Consider the following 19,198-nt stretch of genomic DNA (forward strand, 5'->3'; position numbering starts at 1 on the left):
ATCAATTGTACATCCCCTGCATTTAAAAAGTCAAACGATTTCTAAAAAATTCTATTGTCAATTTTAGGCACAGAAAATAAATCTGTTTTAGTACTACTGCTATTTTTTATAGTAGAATTATATACAGTTTGACAAATGGCTTTAAAGTTTGAAATATTTATGCAGTAAAAAAATAAATTGGACATTGAAATAAATATTGATTTTCAATAAAATTATTTTTAAATTTAGGAATTGATAAATTTTTGTATTATTGCTTCGCATGATGCATTCTGGTATACTATTCTTCGAAAGGGGTAGTTTAATTATGAAATGGAGAAAAATGATAACTATAACTACATTTTGTTTTGGTACATATGCAACAGCACTTTACGCTGATGTCGATAAGGGCGACGCAATAAAAAGCATTTATATAGAAGAAAAAAATCTGGAAGCCACAATCGAAGCTATTGCCGAAGCTAATGCCGAAGCTAATGCCGATGCGAATGCCGATGCGAATGCCGAAGCTAATGCCGATGCGAGTGCCGATGCGAGTGCCGAAGCGAATGCCGATGCGAATGCCGATGCGAATGCCGAAGCTAATGCCGAAGCGAATGCCGATGCGAATGCCGATGCGAATGCCGATGCTATTGCCGATGCGAGTGCCGAAGCTATTGCCGAAGCTATTGCCGATGCGAATGCCGATGCGAGTGCCCCAGCGAATGCCGAAGCGAATGCCCCAGCGAATGCCGAAGCGAATGCCGATGCGAGTGCCGATGCGAGTGCCGATGCGAATGCCGATGCGAGTGCCGAAGCTAATGCCGATGCGAATGCCGATGCGAATGCCGATGCGAATGCCGAAGCGAATGCCCCAGCGAATGCCGATGCGAATGCCGAAGCCGAAGCCCAAGCCGAAGCCGAAGCCGAAGCTGAAGCCCAAGCTAAAGCCGAAGCCGAAGCCCAAGCCAAAGCCGAAGCCGAAGCTGAAGCCGAAGCCGAAGCCCAAGCCCAAGCCGAAGCTGAAGCCGAAGCCCAAGCCGAAGCCGAAGCCCAAGCCCAAGCCGAAGCTGAAGCCAAAGCCGAAGCCGAAGCTGAAGCCAAAGCTAAAGCCGAAGCTGAAGCCCAAGCCAAAGCTGAAGCCCAAGCCAAAGCCGAAGCCGAAGCTAAAGCCAAAGCCGAAGCCGAAGCTAAAGCCAAAGCCGAAGCCGAAGCTAAAGCCAAAGCCGAAGCTGAAGCCCAAGCTAAAGCCGAAGCCGAAGCTAAAGCCAAAGCCGAAGCTGAAGCCCAAGCCCAAGCTAAAGCCGAAGCCGAAGCTAAAGCCAAAGCCGAAGCTGAAGCCCAAGCCAAAGCCGAAGCCGAAGCTAAAGCCAAAGCCGAAGCCGAAGCTGAAGCCCAAGCTAAAGCCGAAGCCGAAGCCGAAGCCAAAGCCAAAGCCGAAGCCCAAGCCAAAGCTGAAGCCGAAGCTAAAGCCAAAGCCGAAGCTGAAGCTAAAGCCGAAGCCGAAGCTAAAGCCGAAGCTGAAGCCCAAGCTAAAGCCGAAGCCGAAGCTAAAGCCAAAGCCGAAGCTGAAGCCCAAGCCAAAGCCGAAGCTGAAGCCCAAGCCAAAGCCGAAGCTGAAGCCCAAGCCAAAGCTATTGCTGCTGCTGAAACTGCTGCTGCAATAATTGCCGAAGCGAGTGCTGTTGATGATTCTTGGGTATCCGTAGGTGGGGACGGAAAGATTCAGGTCGATTGGTCTTCCGGAACTATTATTGGTGCTCGCGATGTAACCGCAGTTGAAATTCCTTCCGAAATAAATGGCGTGAGTATAACTTCCATAGCTGATAATGCCTTCTCAGGTTGCGCGACTCTTACAAGTGTGATCTTGCCAGAGAGCATAACGTCGATTGGAGATGCCGCGTTCGCTTTATCTCCTAATTTGGTATCTATCAACATTCCCGATCAGGTTACAGAAATTTCTTATGCTAGCTTTTTAGGTTGCGAAAGTTTGGCGGAGGTTAGCATCGGCGACGGAGTGGCGTTGATTGATGAATTTGCGTTTACTGATTGCGACAGTTTAGCGGAAATCTCCATTCCGGGTAATGTGAAGACGATAGCGCAACGGGCGTTCTACAATTGTGATGGCTTGGAGTTGGTTCTTCTGTCTGAAGGAGTTACTACTATTGGTGACTTTGCGTTTACCGAGTGCAGTAGCCTGATGAATATGGCAATTCCTGGAACTGTGACAAGTATGGGTAAATATTCTGTGGCAGCAGTTAATTTAGCTGCAATAGAATTTACGGGTACACCAGAACAATGGGAGGCGTTCGATATATTTACTCCATCAGATGTACAATTGTCATTTGTGGCAGCGCCGGAACCTGTTGTAGAGCCGGAACTTGTTGTGGAGCCGGAACCTGTTGTAGAGCCGGAACCTGTTGTAGAGCCGGAACCTGTTGTGAAGCCGGAGCCTGTTGTAGAGCCGGAACCTGTTGTGGAGCCAGAATCTGTTGTGGAGCCAGTCGTAGATAATTGGTATAATGTGTTTGGTATCGAAGGTGGAGAAATTCAGTTTGATAAGGAGACGGGAATCATTTTGGCAGCAGAGGAGACTGTCTCAGTAGCATATATTCCAGAAACAATCGATGGGGTTGCAGTAAAGGGCATAGCTAACGGAGCCTTCGATGACTGCCAAAAGTTATCGGGAATATTTTTACCAAAGTCAATTTTAAATGTGTTATTGAATTCTACAAATTCCGAGGTAGATTCTGAAGCAACTCCGGAATAATTTTTTTATAAGGGCAGCCAAATGGTTTGTCCTTTTTTTTGTGTATTGACCCAGCGAAATGTATAATGATATACTGTTTCAATCATTTGAGGTATTTACTCGGATGAATTTGAATCATATAGGAGACGTGCCATGTTAAATCAAATGCAGTTAGATAGAATGATCGAAAAGCAAAGACAGTATATTGATAGAATGGAGAAGTATATTTTTAAAAAGGTTGCAAGCTTGGATGTCGCATATTATTGTACAAAAGAGCATCTGGCAAAGGCGCCGCAAAACGTTGATTATAAACCGATTAAGCAGGGAGAGATTTGGGGTGGAGAGAAAACTTACTATTTTTTCAAGACATCGTTTACGGTACCACAAGAATTAGATGCTCAGAAATTATATTTAATGCCGAATTGTTCGCTATATGAAGGGTTGCTATTTGTAAATGGGATGCCGTATGCAAACTATGCTGCAAAGTACCAAATGAATACTGGGCATGGTAACCACTATTGTAAAGCCTTTGTCCATGTGGCAGAAGTTGGTAAAAAATATGAGCTTGTGCTAGAAGCATACACAGGGCATGACATCGAGGGTTGCTATCCATATGAGAAGCCGTGTAGAAGGAATTATGATTTAGTATTTGATAGCTTTGATGTAATGGTAACGGATGAGTTGGTGAAAGAATTTTACTATGATTACAAAACATTGATGGAATTATACGATTGCCAAGAAAAGAATAGCGCTAAGAGAGCCGAAATTGAGAGCATCCTCATAGATTTAAATCAGGTYATCTATTTTTCGAACGAGGAAACAGACGATGATGCGCAACGCGAAGCTTTGCCAATAGCGAGAGAAATTATGAGCAAAGTGCTTAATAAGAAGAATTCCCAAACCGTTGCTAGAGTGGGTATATTGGGGCACTCCCATATGGATACCGCGTGGCTTTGGGAAATTGATGAAACTATAAAAAAGTGTGCCAGAACTTATGCAAACCAAATTAATATGATTGAACAATTTGAGGATTACCATTTTATACAGAGCAGYGCTGCGCATCTTAAGTTTATTGAGATATATTATCCGGAGCTGTTTGAGGCAATAAAAGGGAAGATACGTGAAGGCAGATATGAGCCCAACGGYGGCGTATGGGTTGAGTGCGACTGCAATATTACGGGCGGAGAGTTTATGATTCGTCAATTTTTGTGGGGGCAAAGATACACAATGAAACACTTTGATTATAAGTCAAATGCCTTTTTTTTGCCGGATACATTTGGATATTGCGCGGCTATTCCACAAATATTAAAAGGATGCGATATTAAGTATTTCTTAACTACAAAGATGGACTGGAATGATACCAACAAGTTTCCTTATGTAACTTATTATTGGCAAGGGATTGATGGTAGCAAAGTGTTAGCGCATCACAATGTGACAAATAGGTATCCAACGCCAATTCCGGTAACCGGGCTGATAAACGAAATTCAACAAAAATCTGTTAGCAACGAACGACTTTTAACTTATGGGCATGGCGACGGCGGTGGCGGGCCTGAGGATAGCTCTGTAGAAATGGCTAAGCGACTATATGATTTGGAGGGTTGCCCGCAGTTGTATAACACGACGGTTGGCGATTTTATGGATGCATTAACTTTGAAATATCCAAATACGTACGTTGGAGAATTATATCTTGAGTTACATCGAGGCACGCTAACCAATCAACACACTATTAAACGCAATAACAGAAAGGCGGAAGTTGCAATTAGAGACGCAGAGTACTTTACGTCGGTTACGGCGTTTGCTAACCATGCGGTGGCTTCGAGCGAGAAGATAGCGCCGCTAGTGGAGACGTTGTTAATAAATCAGTTTCACGATATTTTACCGGGCACCTGCGTTCCAGAAGCCCACGACAGAAGTATTGCGGAGACTACTGAAATTATTCGGGCGGCAAATTCAATTGCAGCAAATCTGGTATCAACTCCAGAAGATACTATAACGCTATAYAATACATTGTCTCATAAACGAAGCGATGTTATCGAAATGGCAATAAATGGATATATAGACGCGGCCGTCCCGCAGCAAAGGATTACAAAGCTTGATGGCACTACAGTTTTGCATGTTGGAGGAATTGAACTCGATGGATTTTCTAGCAAGACTTTTAACGTATGTACGCAATGTAAATYAGAAAACTCTGCCTTTAAATTCGAAAACAATGTGTTAACAACACCGTTTGCGGTCGTAACATTTGCTGAAAATGGAAGCATCGAATCGTTTGTAGATACTCGAAATAATAGAGAGCTTAGAGGAGAGGGGCATAACCTGAATACATTTTTATTTGGAGAAGATTTGTCGTTGGCGTGGGATAATTGGGACATCGATGCTGATGCGATGATGAATTTGGAGCCGGCACTGAAACTGACTAAATTTGAAATTGTTGCAGATGGAGCGGTAGAGTTTAGGATTCGAACAGCATATGAGTTGTCCAAACATTCGACGTTGAGCCAAGATATCATTTTCTATGCAACAAGCCCGAGGGTCGATTTCGACAATGTAGTAGATTGGAACGAAAAACACAGATTGCTAAAAGTTATATTCGATACAACTATCAATACAGACTATGCAACTCAGGAAATACAATTTGGTAATGTACGAAGAACTACGAAGGCAAACAATAGCTACGAGCAGGCACAATTTGAAGTTTGCAATCATAAATACACCGACCTATCAGAGCCAGCTTATGGGGTTGCTATTTTAAATGACTGCAAGTATGGAATTTCGGTAAACGGTTCGGCGATGGCATTGTCACTTCATAAGGGAGGGTGTAAACCAGATCCGCGAGGAGATAAAGGTGTTCACGAGTTTGTGTATTCATTCTATCCGCATATGGGCGGGTTTAAAGCAGAAACGGTATGCGCGAATGCATATGAATTGAATTATCCCGTGAAATCCTTTGTTGGAGGTATTGCTTTGCCAAAATTACTTTCGGTGGATATGCCTAATATTGTTGTTGAAAGTTTGAAGCCGTGTGAGGATAACGAAAAAGCATTAATCGCTCGGATATATGAATGTGAGGGCAGTTACACAAACGTCTCGATCAGGTATCACAAAGATATTAAAGAGATAGTGGAAACCAATATGCTGGAAATGCCTATCCCGGGCGATGCGAACCCTTTGGTATTTAAACCATATCAAATTAGAACATTTAAACTTGTATATTAACCATTTCTAATCAAAATATCGAGTGCAGTTTTGAGGCAAAGTTTACCATATCCCCATTCGGTGCTCGGTGCGTCGATGCCTTTGCGATTGGCTCCGCGTAGTAAAAAAGTTTTGAGATATTCGCCATATAAAAAAGGTTGATGTTTTCTGACGATACCCCATTCCATCATGAGGGCAACGGCGCCGGTGACATGAGGAGTTGCTATACTGGTTCCGCTATAACTAATGTAACTTCCGGTTATAGAAGGGCCGGTGATATCCACTCCTGGGGCAATAATTTCGGGTTTGATGGTACCGTTGCGGGTGAATCCTACGCCAGAAAATTCTGCTATTTGGTTGGTCATGTCGTTATAGGCACCGACGGTAATTACGTTAGTTGCRGTACCGGGGGTTGTAACTGTTGTGTTGCGTATTGGCTCGAGCATATATGTGTCGGCGCCTCCCAATTCGAGTGTGGGACCCCAAGCATCTACGCTGCCATCGATTACGCTAATGCCGTATATATTGATCTCCCAAATTCCGCCTGCTACACCAACGTCACTGATGCCGGCCAAAAATAATGCGAATTCTTCRTCACCATTTAGCGGGGATGGACCAGAAAATGTAGCATAAATTCTAGTGCGATCTAGAACAGTTTGTACAGGACCATAATTATATCGAATGCGTCGGCTCTTACTACCTGATGGACTTACTACTTCAAATTCTAATGTATCAATAAAAGATTTCCACACGGATAATGCGTATGAACTTTGATTAGCGCCTACTTGAAATGAGAAGGTTTTYGTTTCGCCGGGCGATATTGTAAGATGAGTATGCGTATTGCTGGCGCCTTCGTTTCCAGCTGCAACGATGATGTTATTTTTCCAAATTTGAGAAGATTCATTTAGATATTGTTCTATTAAAGATTTACCATCATGAGGGCCTTCGTTCATGCCGGTACTTAGATTTATGGCAACGGGCATATCGAGCTCTCGGGCTTTTTCAATTACATATTTTATTGCTAACATGATTTCGACATTTCGTATATACGCGCCGTTGGAACCGCCCTTGCCTAGCTTTACTATCAAAAATTGAGCTTCAGGGGCAACGCCCTCGTATTTTCCTTGGCTAGCTCTGCCGTTTCCACCTGCAATTCCGGCAATATGCGTTCCATGGCCTATAGTATCTTGCGAAGGTACGATTGCCAATCGGTCTTTTTTTGTACGTTGGCGTATAGCTTGATTAATTTGAGAATTGGTATATTCGGTACCCATTTTGAAGTTATTTGGAGGATGACCGTTAATAGATTGATCCCATATATATAAAATGCGGCTGGTGCCATCAATATTGATAAAATCTTTGTGAGCATACTGAATACCGGAATCTATAATTCCTAATAATACGCCACTTCCTTTGAGATTATAGGGGCTGGAAGTCTTGACGGGGGGGATACAGCTATTGGGCAGGGCGGTATTTATATTGTAGTTTAATAATTTCGGTGTTTCCATATACTCTATTTCTGGAAAATTTAGTAAATGTTCCATATTATGCTCAGGAATAGATATGATAGCAAACTTTGATGATAAGACCTGGGCCAATCCCTCCAATTCGGTTGCCACTTTTTCTATGTCTCCATGATATTTTACAACTATATCTATGTTTCCGGCCGTTTCAAAACCGAAATTACCTAACGCCTCACTAGCCTGCTCCTTTTGACTAGAAGGCATTTTGCTCATAATTTGTAGAACAGCATCAGTTTTGTTTTGCATGACTTCTCCTTTCTTCGATCCTATTTTTTTAGCCTAAAGTATCATACAAAGTACTTAGTAATTGCAGTGATGATTGAATACACAATTCTCCGTATCCCCACTGGATATTTGGGAAGGTCATTCCGAAAGGTCGTTTGGTTGAGCGCGTTATATATGCCTTTAGCATCTCGCCAAATAAATATCGATCGCCCATTTGACGCATTCCATACTCTAACATCAATAAATATGCACCTGCAACAAAGGCCGCCGCTGCGCTCGTGCCGCTAAATGTATGGTATCCGCCACCAGCAGAAGTGGAGACGATATCAACTCCCGGTGCCGCGATATCGGGTTTTACTGTTTTTCCGTTGATATATCCTTGTCCCGAAAAGAATGCAATATCGAAGCCATTACTTGTCGTGGCAGCGACGCTGGTTGCCGATAGCGCGGTTGATGGAATRGTAAGGGTCTTGCTTTTTACRGGATTKACAAATCGAATGGTGCGTACAAATTGGTCGATACTGGCTCCCCAAGCATCGTATTTACCATCTAATATAAATAGTCCTGTTAGCTCGATAGTCCAATTTCCGTCAGTAATTTCATCGGGGCTTAGAGARTCGATAAATATAATAATTTGTTCACCGGTGGMTATAGGTGTTGCTTGCGAAAAGTTAACAGAAACAATAGAGTCGCCCATTATAGTATTACTGTTGATTTCTTCGCGAGTTAGCATACTGGTTTTGTCGCCATTGGGGCTTATGAYGCGCACACCGAAGTTGTCGATAAAGTTTTTCCAAATTGTGGTATAATAATATGGTTGYTTTCGGTCTATAAAAATATTGATTTGCTGAACTGTATTAGCGAGAACAATACCAGAGGTGTGGCTATCTTCGCTGGCTTGGTTGCCAACCCCGACAGTAATGTTAACTTTCCAGGTTTGCGTAATAAAATCGATATATTCATCGATGGCACTGTGACCGGTGTGAGAACCAGCATTCAATCCTAAGCCTATTAAGATGCTGATGGGTTTATTATCATTTTTGGCTTTATCGACTAAATATTTTAGAGCCATCATAATTTCGATATTGCGCGGGCCTCGGATGGGATCTTTGATTTCGTTTGCGCCCTGCTGTCCAAGTTTTACAATAACAAGGGAGGCGTTAGACGCAATTCCTCGGTAGCGCTTATTACTTCGACCGTTTCCGGCTGCGATGCCGCATAGTGTGGTGCCATGATTTAACGCATCAACGGAGGGGACTAGCGCGAGTGGATTATCGCTACTCAATGCTGCGTTGATTTGTTCATTGGTATATTCAGTTCCTTGTGCAAAGCCGACAGGTGGGGTGCCCTCTATTGTTTGATCCCATAAATATAAAATTCTGCTAGTTCCATCGGGGTTTATAAAATCTGGATGAGTATAGTCAACGCCGCTATCTGCAAGTCCAAAGTATACACCTTTTCCCGTTACGTTAAAGCCACTCTCTTTGGTATCTAAGTAGTTGGCGCAGACTTCAGCTTTGTGTGCATACATAATGTATTTCATAATTTCGGGTAGAGATATATATTCAATTTCTGGCATCAGTGACACATCTTCGAGTAGGTCGCGCGGGATCGATGCAGTTGCATATACGGCACTCAAAATCGTAGTGTTGGTAACTTCAGGTGGCAAATTGAGAGTGCCATAATATTTAATTAAAACATCCCAAACATCGAGATTGTGTATGCCGGTTGTACTAGAAAAAGATTGCGGAAGATTTCCGTATGGGTATTGTAAAAAGAGCTGTATTTGTGGACTTAACTTAGGATTAAAACTCATTAATAAACCCTCCTTCATTGCTATTTATAATGCCATTTACTAGAAGCCAGTTTTTAAGATTTTGTAGGGTGTATATTCCGTATCCTTGGCGTTCGTTTGGATATTCGGTGGTAGGTATTTGGGTTAAGTTGGCGCTAAGCCAGTATGACATTACGGGTGTGTTTGGCAAATAGGAAACTTTTTTCTTGAGCAGTATGCTATAAATACCGGCAGCTTCGCCGGCCATAAGCCCTAATGCAACTGAAGGTCCGTTGAGCTTGGCACTTTGGAGTTTGTTTAGTGGAACTAAAATATCTACCGCATCTATTACACAAGTTGGTAAAATGTTTCCAGCTCTAGTGTAGCCGCGCCCTGATTCTCGTGTGATGGTGAGAGTTGCAGGATTGTAGGCACCGACGCATATAATGTTACTGGTATTAGACATGGAGGTGATGGTGATAAAAGCATCGCTGTTTTTTAGGTAACTGCTACCGTTGAGGCTTTCTTCRGCTAACCAAAAATCTAAAATTCCAGTTTCCGGATGATCTAGATCGTTATTAATGATATATTCTCCGGYATCAAAATTTTCTAACCTAAACATTACGTTGATGGCGCCGTTGTTTGCGCTGATGCGTTTGCCTTTTACATACAATTTGCCATTGCCTACTGCATAAATTTGAGGTTCGTTTAAGCTATATGTTTCGCCAGTTAAACGACTTGTGAGCGAGGCATTTACTCCGCCAGGATACATCGTCCACATGATTCCCACGATATTGGTGTGAGGTTTAGTAATCATAATAGAAGTGTTCGAAATATCTTGAGTATAATTTCGTTTATGGTGGCGCTTATCTCCTTCTGCGCCAACGGTACCGATTATGGTAACGCCAGACAATCCTGCGTATTGATTGAGAATGCGTTCGAGCAGGCTGGTGCCATCGTGGCTACAGATGTTGGATCCATATTGAAGGCAAAGAACTAGTGGCTTATTAACTTTTGCGGCATATTCTATAAGCTTGGTAAAGCAAATGAGTACATCTTCTATTAATGTAGCATGCTCGTTATATTCGCCGCCATATACTCTTTGGATRCCAGGAGAAGCAGGCGCTATTTTGGCTGCAATATATGTTGCTTTTGGTAAATAATTGGTAGCGGATTGTGGATTGTCGTATCCGTTTGCTAGCAATAGTAGTGAGGTGCCCATAGTAAGAGTTGTGATATCTTCTTGAATTGGAATTTGCGAGCTAATTTCTGGATTAAATATTTCTGTGTTAGTTACTTCGTCAAAAATGTATTCTAGTCTCGAGGCACCGTCAGCGGTCATGAGTARCGGATGATTAATCTGAATATTTTGYGTATCGAGAACTCCTATCAATACCCCTTGACCATCGTCTAGCTTGTCGTTTATTTCATGATCGGGAAATAGGTTTTCGTCTATTGTTAGTTGAGTTATTTTTGGAGAACTGAGAACGCTTAAACTATATTCTAGAGCAACATATTTTAAAAGTGTATTTTTGGCAGCGTCGAAGTCTCGCTTAGTACCTTTTAGTAGTCCGCCTACATTAAGTAAGGGGATATGCGTTAAATTGAGATTTTCATAAAATTCTGAGGTTTGGGTTGCAATAGGATTGAGATTTACGTAGATAGTTTCATCATCAGAAAGATTTGCATAGAAGAGATCGTCATAGAGATTTGAGTTTGAGCTAGATCGCATTGCGACAGGCTTGTATAATCTAAATATGTCTTTGTGAGAAATATCCTTGAGATAAGATATCTTTAGAAAGGTGTGATTTGGCAGTTCGTTGGTATATAGGGTTTGTTTGGTATTGCGAGAAGATTGTTGATAATGAATGGTCATATCTTTGGATAAGAAAATCAGAATGCCCGAAACAGTGGCAATCCAGTCGTTTAGCAATCTATCTAAAAGTCGTTTRTCATTTAATTGGGTGCTATCAAAAGCATTATATAAAATAGGCTTCTTTCCAATTTCTACAGCATAAAGTAAGACATCTGCAACAGCTTCGAGGTATTGCGTGAGAGTTGCGGAAGTGGGTACTGTATAAAGTTTGGGAGATTTATCGTGTAAATTAGCTCGTACATCCGATGCGATTACAGCATAAAAGTAGCCTTTTGGGGGCTTAATGGGTTCTAATAGATCTAGGTTTAGAAAGGTTATTGGGGGGTATTCTTCAAAAAAAGTGTCGGCGGGAGTGGTGGTAAAATAAATCGTATCACTAAGTTGAAAAGCATCTTCTGAAATAATTTGATTAGTGTAAGCTAGTGCTTGCATACATATCCTCCTTATGGTTTTATGTAATTATATGCAATATACAGGTATTAAAATGAAAAAACCTCAAACTTTGTATAAGTAAGAGGTCTTTGGTAATTAATTATTTTGAACTTACGTTTGGATCGTCGCCTTCCATCATTAAGTGAACGGCACTACATTTGAATGTTCTAGGCAATACTAGAATGTTTGGATCTGAACCAACGATAGTTTTCATCGCATGCGCAAGGGCATCTTCAACTGTTTCACGAGTTTTAAGCCCCATCCCGCGAGCGTATCCAGGAACTTTAGCGCCACATAAATAGATTGCGGCAGTATTTTTTTCTGCRATATGAGCAGAAGAGATCATAGAAAATCCGTGGAATGGATGGAACGCGTTAGTGTATCTATATTGTCTGATATATTCTTCGTTTGTTGCGTAATATTCTCCGTATCTATTTAGATCTGGAAGAGTTTGCATTTCGTTTCTTTGGAATAAATCATATAGCGGAGTTAAATATGGCCATAAGTCTTCGTTTAAGAAACCGTTACATATAGAAGTACAAATAACGACGCAATTGTCTGCTAACACTCTCTTRTGTCTAACGATCTGAGCTGAAATAGCTTGCATAAGCATTATAGGGTTTGTGCCCATTCCGTCGCCGTAGTGGAAAAATTGTGGTAAGCCAAATACAAGCACATTATATTTTTTCTTAGCCCAAGGTACATAAGTTCTTTTATCAGCAATTTTCCAAGACTCTGGTTGCATAACTTCGGGTGCGCCTGCAAGAACTGCTATTTGACGAGACTTGGTATCAAGAACCGCATCAACGCAGAAAAACTTTTTGCCCATGCATTTTTCCATATGCATGCTGATAGCATCAAACTTGTTTCTCATTAGAGACTTTGAATTTACAGGAGTAAAGTCATCGCGGTGCATTACCTTTGGTACGTGGTGAGATGCGATAGAACGCCAGTGAGAAATTCCAGTTGCAGAATGCTTGTATCCACCAGAATATCCGCCATAAGGATTGCCTTGAGTGTGCCCAATCATAATAGCAAGATCGCTGTCGTAAACGTATTTGTTCATAATTACAGGGTCGCCYGCTTCTGTGGTGCCAAGATCTACAAGGTGGTCCCAATCYTCGCTATCATGATTAATAATTTGTCCAGAAGGTGCAAACTGATTGTATAGATCGTTGCCTAAAACGCCTCTAATTTCTTGCTCAGTATTTTTTCTATGAAGCCCATTGGAGCAGATTAATAGAATGTTTTCTTTTTTTACGCCTACACTATAAAGTTCGTCGAGTACAAGTTTGATAGCTACTTTTCTATGAGAAGTTGCTTGYTCGCCACCTTTAACTCTATCTGGAAAAATAATAGTAACTTTGGAATCAGGATTTGCCATTTTGGTTAAAGGATCCATCCCGAGAGGGTTTCTGATAGCATTAAGAGTTTCTTCGTAGATTTTATCTTCTGGAATATAAGGTGGATCCGCTACCGTTTCACCTGGAATAAAAATATCTGAATTGTCTGGTAATGTTACGTCAATTGTGCCTTGCCCATATTCTAATGATACATTCATTGTTAAAAGTCTCCTTTAGTTTAAATATAGATCGATAATTTCTAAATATTCTTCAGGGTAAAAACCTATTTCGCCGCTAAATCTGGTGAGYGCAATAAGCCCGCCGGCAATCTCCGGAATACTAGCAAGCATTTTTGCGTTATCGCTTTTTAGACCACCGCCATACACAACGTCCATGCTTTCTCCTGCTACTGTTTTGACAAATTTTGCCACTTTAGTGATATACGGTTTATCAGCAGGAGTTTTTCCAGGTCCTATGCTCCAAATTGGTTCGTATGCGATAACGACACTGTTTTTGTCTACATCGTTTAGTCCTATTTCTAATTGTTCTCGTAAAACTGAGTCCCAATTKGCGAGTTCTTCTTCTTTTTCACCAATACAGTAGAGAACTTTTAGACCAGCTTTTTGAGCTTCCTTAATTTCGGCATTTAAAAGTCGGTTGACAGCTTGAGTGGCCGCYGCACCTGTAACTCCAGCTTCTGCMAGGATTCCCATTTTGTCATTACGCTCTTCGCAGTGACCAATAATTACGCTTGTTCCACCGATTTCTTTAACAACATTCGCTGTTCTATTTGTTGTGAAAGCACCGAAATTTCCGCCAACTGCGGTGTCGGCACGATATACGCTTTGAGCACCGATTTCTAAGTTTGCATCATCCTCAAGAGCATTTGCGGCTCCTATTAGATGTGCTTCTGGAAAATACATAACAAATTCAGTGTTTTTATATTTTTTGAGTTTTTCTTGAGTACCTTCTATAATGGTTTTTCCCCATTCTTTAATAGGGGCAATTCTATTAACTCCACCGCGTTCGGGCGGTATATCGAAACGTTTTAAATTTAAATAAATGTGCTTCATCAACATACTCCTTTCAAAATTATTTTTCCATTATAACTGAAATAAAAATAAAAAGAAAGGGTTGTTTGTAAAATTTGTGACGAATGCATAAAAAATTTTAGTAAGTGGAATTATAAAAGTAAAACGATTATGAGAGGTGCTAATATTGAAAAGAGGAATTACTGCAGTAGCGATTATTGTGGTTTGCTTAAGTAACATGCCTGTTGAAGCAAAAATTGGAACATTGGGAGGCAAGGGAGTGGTATTAGTCGAGCCAGAAAGCATGCGTGTTCTATATGGGATTAACGAAAATACGCAGCTGCCGATGGCGAGTACAACCAAAATTATGACGGCGATCATAGCATTAGAGAATGGAAATTTAGAAGATGTTGTAACAGTTTCCGCGAACGCAGCGAAGGCACCGCCAGTTGATCTAAAACTTAAGGAAAACGAAAAACAATACTTGGGAGACTTGTTATATTCTCTTATGTTACAATCTCACAATGATACAGCAGTGGCAATAGCAGAACATATTGGAGGCAGTGTAGAGGAATTTTGTGAAATGATGACAACAAAAGCAAATGAGTTGGGTGCTGTCAATACAAAATTTGAAACTCCCAACGGGCTAGATAGTGAGCAACATTATTCAACGCCATATGACTTAGCGTTAATAGGTGCATATGCCCTGAAAAATCCAAAATTTGTAGAAATCATTAATACACCATATATGAACATACCGACCAGAGAACTAGAAGGTGCCGGAAAGCATCAACTACAAAATAAGAATGGATTTTTGCATAGAATGCCAGGTGCAAACGGAATCAAAACTGGTTTTACATCCAAAGCTGGGTATTGCTTTGTGGGTTCTGCCACGAAAGGAAATATGACATTGATAGGAGTATCGCTTGGCAACTTTGGTAGTGCAGGCAAGGAACGTAAATATACAGATGTAAAGACAATGATTGAGCATGGGTTTAATAACTATAAGATGTACACATTAGTGGACAAAGAGCAGATACTAGATAATATAGCTATTAAAAATGGAAAGGAAGAAGAAGTTAAACTGGTTGCAAAAGAGAGGGTAAGTATTCCGTTGACCGCGGATGAGATGGAAAAAGTGACGTTAAGTATAACAAAGCCAGACGAGGTGGACGCACCAGTTGAAACAGATTTGCAAGCTGCACGAGTGGATGTAGTTTTAGATGGGCAAGTATTAAAGAGTGCATGGTTATACCCAGAAAAAGAAGTGGAAAAGCTTTCATTATTTGAGAGAATTAAAAAGTATATAGATGCGTTTTAAAAATTCATTGCAACCGAAACGGCCGCGGTTGCTACATAAGCAGAAATAGCTACAGTCGCATCAGCCGAAACGCAAAAGGCAATTTATAATGATCCCACAAATGCAATGATTTGACGGTAAATTTCAAATATTACCACATGGTAAATACAGCCTTGAAAATTTATGTATGATTCAGTAAAATAAATTTTGATAATAATAAAAGCTGGGGGTGCCAAATAAGTGGCTGAGAGATACCCTTAATACTTGAACTGGATAATGCCAGCGTAAGGAAGCGAAGAATGATCCTTATAAAGTATAGTTTTTCTATTATACAATAATGAGTGAGGTGTGTAAGATGATAAAAGCCATGATGCAAAAGGTAAAAGCAAAGAATCCTCTGATTCATAATATTACAAACTACGTAACAGTAAACGACTGCGCAAATGTATTGTTGGCCTGCGGGGCGTCACCAATTATGGCAGATGATGAACGTGAAGTACAAGAGATCACAGCCTTATGCGGGGGACTGACTATAAATATGGGAACACTAAATTTGCGAGTTGCTAAATCTATGTATATTGCAGGGGTAATGTCAAATAAGATAGCGCATCCTGTGGTACTAGATCCTGTAGGAGTTGGTGCATCAAAATGGAGAATTGAAAGGGCGCAAGAGTTTTTGCGACAGATCAAATTTAGTGTGATTCGTGGAAATATTTCAGAAATTAAGAGTCTAGCAAAGGGTACTCAAACAACTACAGGTGTTGATGCCAATATAGCGGATGAAGTAACGGAAGAGAATATAGAAGATGTAGTAGAGTTTGCTCAACAATTTGCTCAGAAAACGCAAGCCATAATTGTGATTACAGGAAAGATCGATATAATATGCGGCATGGAGACTGTGTATATCGTTAGGAATGGAAACGCGATGATGAGTAAAGTTTCAGGAACAGGATGCATGCTTACGACGATGATTACTGCATATGTAACTGCAAACCCGGACAACAGGCTGTTAGCAACGACTGCAGCAGTGGCGCTGATGGGCCTTGCGGGAGAAAGAGCTTTCGATAGACTGGCAGCAAATCAGGGAAATACCAGCTACCGAGATTTGATAATGGATGAAATATATACTATGACAGGTGAAACTTTAGAAGCGGGAGCAAAATATGAAATGTTCAAATAGGGTGATGCGTCTATATGCGGTAACAGATAGAGCTTGGACAGATAAAGCGACGTTGCCTATTCAGGTAAAGCAGGCATTAGAGGGAGGAATTACTTGCTTACAATTGCGAGATAAAAATCACATTAATAAGGAAGAAACTCTGGAGATAAAAAATCTTTGCGCTAAATATGGTGTTCCATTTATTATAAACGACGATATCGCGGCGGCAATGAAATATGATGCGGATGGCATTCATGTGGGGCAAGATGACATGGCAGCAGCAGATGTACGAAAGAGAATTGGTGAAGAAAAAATTTTGGGGGTAACTGTTCATAATGTAACGCAAGCAATAAAGGCCGAAAAAGATGGTGCCGACTATCTCGGCGTTGGCGCAGTATTCAAAACTGATACAAAAACCGATGCGGTGACAATAGGTATTGCAGAAGTGGCGGCCATTGTATCGGCAGTGAATATTCCTGTCGTTGCAATTGGCGGAATTAATCTAGAGAACATCAAGCAACTGAAAAGAGCAAACGTCGACGGTGTTGCAGTAGTATCGGCAATATTTGGAAGCGATGACATATCGGCAACTTGTGCGAAGCTGCTTGCTGAATCAGAGAAAATTGCTCGAATGGCAACAGCTCTCACTATTGCAGGATCAGATTGTAGCGGAGGAGCTGGTATTCAGGCAGATCTCAAAACTTTTGTTGCCAACAAAGTTTATGGAATGAGCGTAATTACAGCATTGACGGCGCAAAACACGATGGGAGTTTCGGGAATTTTTGATGTAAGCGCAGAGTTTGTAGCAAGTCAGATAGATAGCGTATTTGTGGATATCTACCCCAATGCTATAAAAATTGGAATGGTATCGAATATTCAGATCGTGGACGCTATTGTCGCAAAAATCAAGCAATACAAACCGAAAAATATAGTGATTGATCCTGTAATGGTATCGACGAGTGGGCACAAATTATTATCTGATGGTGCAGAAGTTGTGGTGATTGAAAAGCTTTTGCCATGCGCTACGGTTATTACACCAAATATCCCCGAGGCAGAAATATTGTGGAATAACAAATCCATCAACACAGAAGAAGATATGATGGAGGCCGCGGAGTATATTGCGGAAAAAGTTGGTGTTGCTGTATTAGTAAAAGGAGGACATCTGGTAAACGAAGTAATGGATTTTTTATTTGCAGATGGGGTGGGCACCTGGTATACAGCAGATAGGGTAGAAACAGCCAATACGCATGGAACCGGATGTACGCTCTCTTCCGCCATTGCAGCGAATTTGGCAAAGGGATATAGCTTGGAAGCCAGTATTACAAATGCCAAAAAATATTTAACCGGAGCGCTAAAGGCAAATTTAGATTTAGGGCATGGGAGCGGTCCGCTAGATCACGCATATATGATAGGAGAACATTGTGAAATTAACAGATAGATTATTTGAGAAGGTGCAGCAGATATGGGAAAGTTATAATCAGCATGAGTTTGTTCGAGGTATAGCAAACGGAACATTAGAAAAATCTAAATTTAGGTTTTATCTGATTCAGGATTATTTGTATTTATTAGATTACGCAAAGGTGTTTGCCTATGGAGTAATAAAATCTAAGTCCGAGAAGAATATGAAGTTCTTTGCCGATTGTATTCAGGGAGTAATATCAAGCGAAACAGATATCCACAAAAACTATATGAAAATATTAGATATCAGAGAAGATGAGCTTACTAAACCAACGCTAACAACGACAAGCTATACCAAATATATGATAGGTGTCGCGGCAACAGAAGGAGCTGCAGAGATTGCAGTAGCAGTGCTTGCCTGTTCGTGGAGTTATTTATTCATAGCGCGTAATATTGTTGCCGAACATGGAAATCCGGATTTTTATGCCGAGTGGGTTAATGGCTACGCAAGCGATGAATATGCGGAGGCAAACGATGTGATAATAGATTTAGTCAATAATCTTTGTGTGGATTATACCGAAGAACAAATTTTAAATTTAGAAGACATCTTAGTTAATTGTAGTAAATATGAATACATGTTTTGGGATATGGCCTGGAATATGCGATAAATTTTTTTTGAGAGCTGGTGCGTTATAGACCAGTTCTTTTTTGTTGACATTTAAATGGATAAAAGGTATTATGAAATAAATGTCAGAAAGGATGATGTAATGAAAAAATTAATCTTAAGAACATTTTTAAGCACATTGACTATCGTAATATTTTTGATGCTATGGCAAGCGGCAGTGGTCAATGAATTTGTTCCAACTAATAAAATCGTTTCTCCAGAAGAAGTATTTGATGCATTTCGAATGAAAATAAAGAACCCGGCTCCGGATGGCGCAACGGTCCAAGCGCATCTAGGCCAAAGTCTAAAAATTTTATTACTCGGATGGTTGGCGGGTTCGTTAGTTGGAGCAATATTGGGGCTATTGATGGGATGGTATAAAATAATCGATTACATAATACAGCCGATTTTTGAATTATATAGAATGATTCCTGCAGTTGCCTGGATTCCGATAGTAAGTTTGTGGGTAGGAACGGGAGATAAAGCTAAGCTAGCGGTAATATTTTTTACTTCACTTATCCCAGTTATTGCATATGCCAGAACCGGTATAATCAGA

General features: G+C 40.9%; 12 protein-coding genes and 1 riboswitch. Of the genes, 7 read left to right on the forward strand and 5 right to left on the reverse strand.

The features are described from left to right. The first annotated feature begins 304 nt into the window (after positions 1-304). Both EPU_RS12820 and EPU_RS09215 read left to right on the forward strand, forming a co-directional pair. Positions 305-2,743: a leucine-rich repeat domain-containing protein gene (locus EPU_RS12820; protein WP_010168700.1), complete on the forward strand. Its 2,439-nt coding sequence runs from the start codon at positions 305-307 to the stop codon at positions 2,741-2,743. Between the two features lie 132 nt (positions 2,744-2,875). Then, positions 2,876-5,938, forward strand: coding sequence for an alpha-mannosidase (locus EPU_RS09215; RefSeq protein WP_029488300.1), 3,063 nt, complete (start codon positions 2,876-2,878; stop codon positions 5,936-5,938). Here EPU_RS09215 and EPU_RS09220 read toward each other — a convergent pair. From EPU_RS09220 to EPU_RS09240, 5 genes are all read right to left on the reverse strand, one after another. Next, positions 5,935-7,686 carry a S8 family peptidase gene (locus tag EPU_RS09220; RefSeq protein WP_029488301.1) on the reverse strand — a complete coding sequence of 584 codons (1,752 nt, stop codon included), beginning with the start codon at positions 7,684-7,686 and terminating at the stop codon, positions 5,935-5,937. The two genes, EPU_RS09215 and EPU_RS09220, sit on opposite strands and share 4 nt — an antisense overlap. 28 nt (positions 7,687-7,714) lie before the next feature. Beyond that, complete coding sequence (locus EPU_RS09225; RefSeq protein ID WP_029488302.1) at positions 7,715-9,481, reverse strand: S8 family serine peptidase; 1,767 nt, start codon at positions 9,479-9,481, stop codon at positions 7,715-7,717. Further along, positions 9,471-11,747, reverse strand: a complete 2,277-nt coding sequence (locus EPU_RS09230) for a S8/S53 family peptidase (protein ID WP_029488303.1) — start codon at positions 11,745-11,747, stop codon at positions 9,471-9,473. Before EPU_RS09230 ends, EPU_RS09225 begins: the two co-directional genes overlap by 11 nt. 100 nt (positions 11,748-11,847) lie before the next feature. Further along, positions 11,848-13,308 carry a lactate racemase domain-containing protein gene (locus EPU_RS09235; protein WP_029488304.1) on the reverse strand — a complete coding sequence of 487 codons (1,461 nt, stop codon included), beginning with the start codon at positions 13,306-13,308 and terminating at the stop codon, positions 11,848-11,850. A gap of 15 nt (positions 13,309-13,323) precedes the next feature. Then, positions 13,324-14,163, reverse strand: a complete 840-nt coding sequence (locus EPU_RS09240) for a triose-phosphate isomerase (RefSeq protein ID WP_010168710.1) — start codon at positions 14,161-14,163, stop codon at positions 13,324-13,326. A 145-nt stretch (positions 14,164-14,308) separates the two neighbouring features. On the opposite strand from EPU_RS09240, the gene EPU_RS12155 reads away from it, so the two are divergent. The 5 genes from EPU_RS12155 to EPU_RS12160 all read left to right on the forward strand — a co-directional run. Then, entirely contained in the window at positions 14,309-15,442 is a 1,134-nt protein-coding gene (locus EPU_RS12155; protein WP_010168711.1) for a D-alanyl-D-alanine carboxypeptidase family protein, read from the forward strand. Positions 15,443-15,636: 194 nt separating this feature from the next. Next, a riboswitch (TPP riboswitch) is annotated at positions 15,637-15,729 on the forward strand. A 47-nt stretch (positions 15,730-15,776) separates the two neighbouring features. Further along, positions 15,777-16,601: a hydroxyethylthiazole kinase gene (gene thiM, locus EPU_RS09250; protein ID WP_010168712.1), complete on the forward strand. Its 825-nt coding sequence runs from the start codon at positions 15,777-15,779 to the stop codon at positions 16,599-16,601. Continuing rightward, positions 16,585-18,018: a bifunctional hydroxymethylpyrimidine kinase/phosphomethylpyrimidine kinase gene (gene thiD / locus EPU_RS14485; RefSeq protein WP_010168713.1), complete on the forward strand. Its 1,434-nt coding sequence runs from the start codon at positions 16,585-16,587 to the stop codon at positions 18,016-18,018. The genes thiM and thiD overlap by 17 nt, the downstream gene beginning before the upstream one ends. After that, the gene (gene tenA / locus EPU_RS09260) at positions 18,002-18,646 is read left to right on the forward strand and encodes a thiaminase II (RefSeq protein WP_010168714.1); all 645 of its coding nucleotides are present in this window, start codon (positions 18,002-18,004) and stop codon (positions 18,644-18,646) included. The genes thiD and tenA overlap by 17 nt, the downstream gene beginning before the upstream one ends. A 99-nt stretch (positions 18,647-18,745) precedes the next feature. Continuing rightward, positions 18,746-19,198, forward strand: a 453-nt coding sequence (locus EPU_RS12160) for an ABC transporter permease (protein WP_010168715.1), incomplete at its 3' end; no start/stop codon positions are given.

The sequence above is a fragment of the Candidatus Epulonipiscium viviparus genome (assembly GCF_000171335.1).
Lineage (GTDB): Bacteria > Bacillota > Clostridia > Lachnospirales > Cellulosilyticaceae > Epulonipiscioides > Epulonipiscioides viviparus.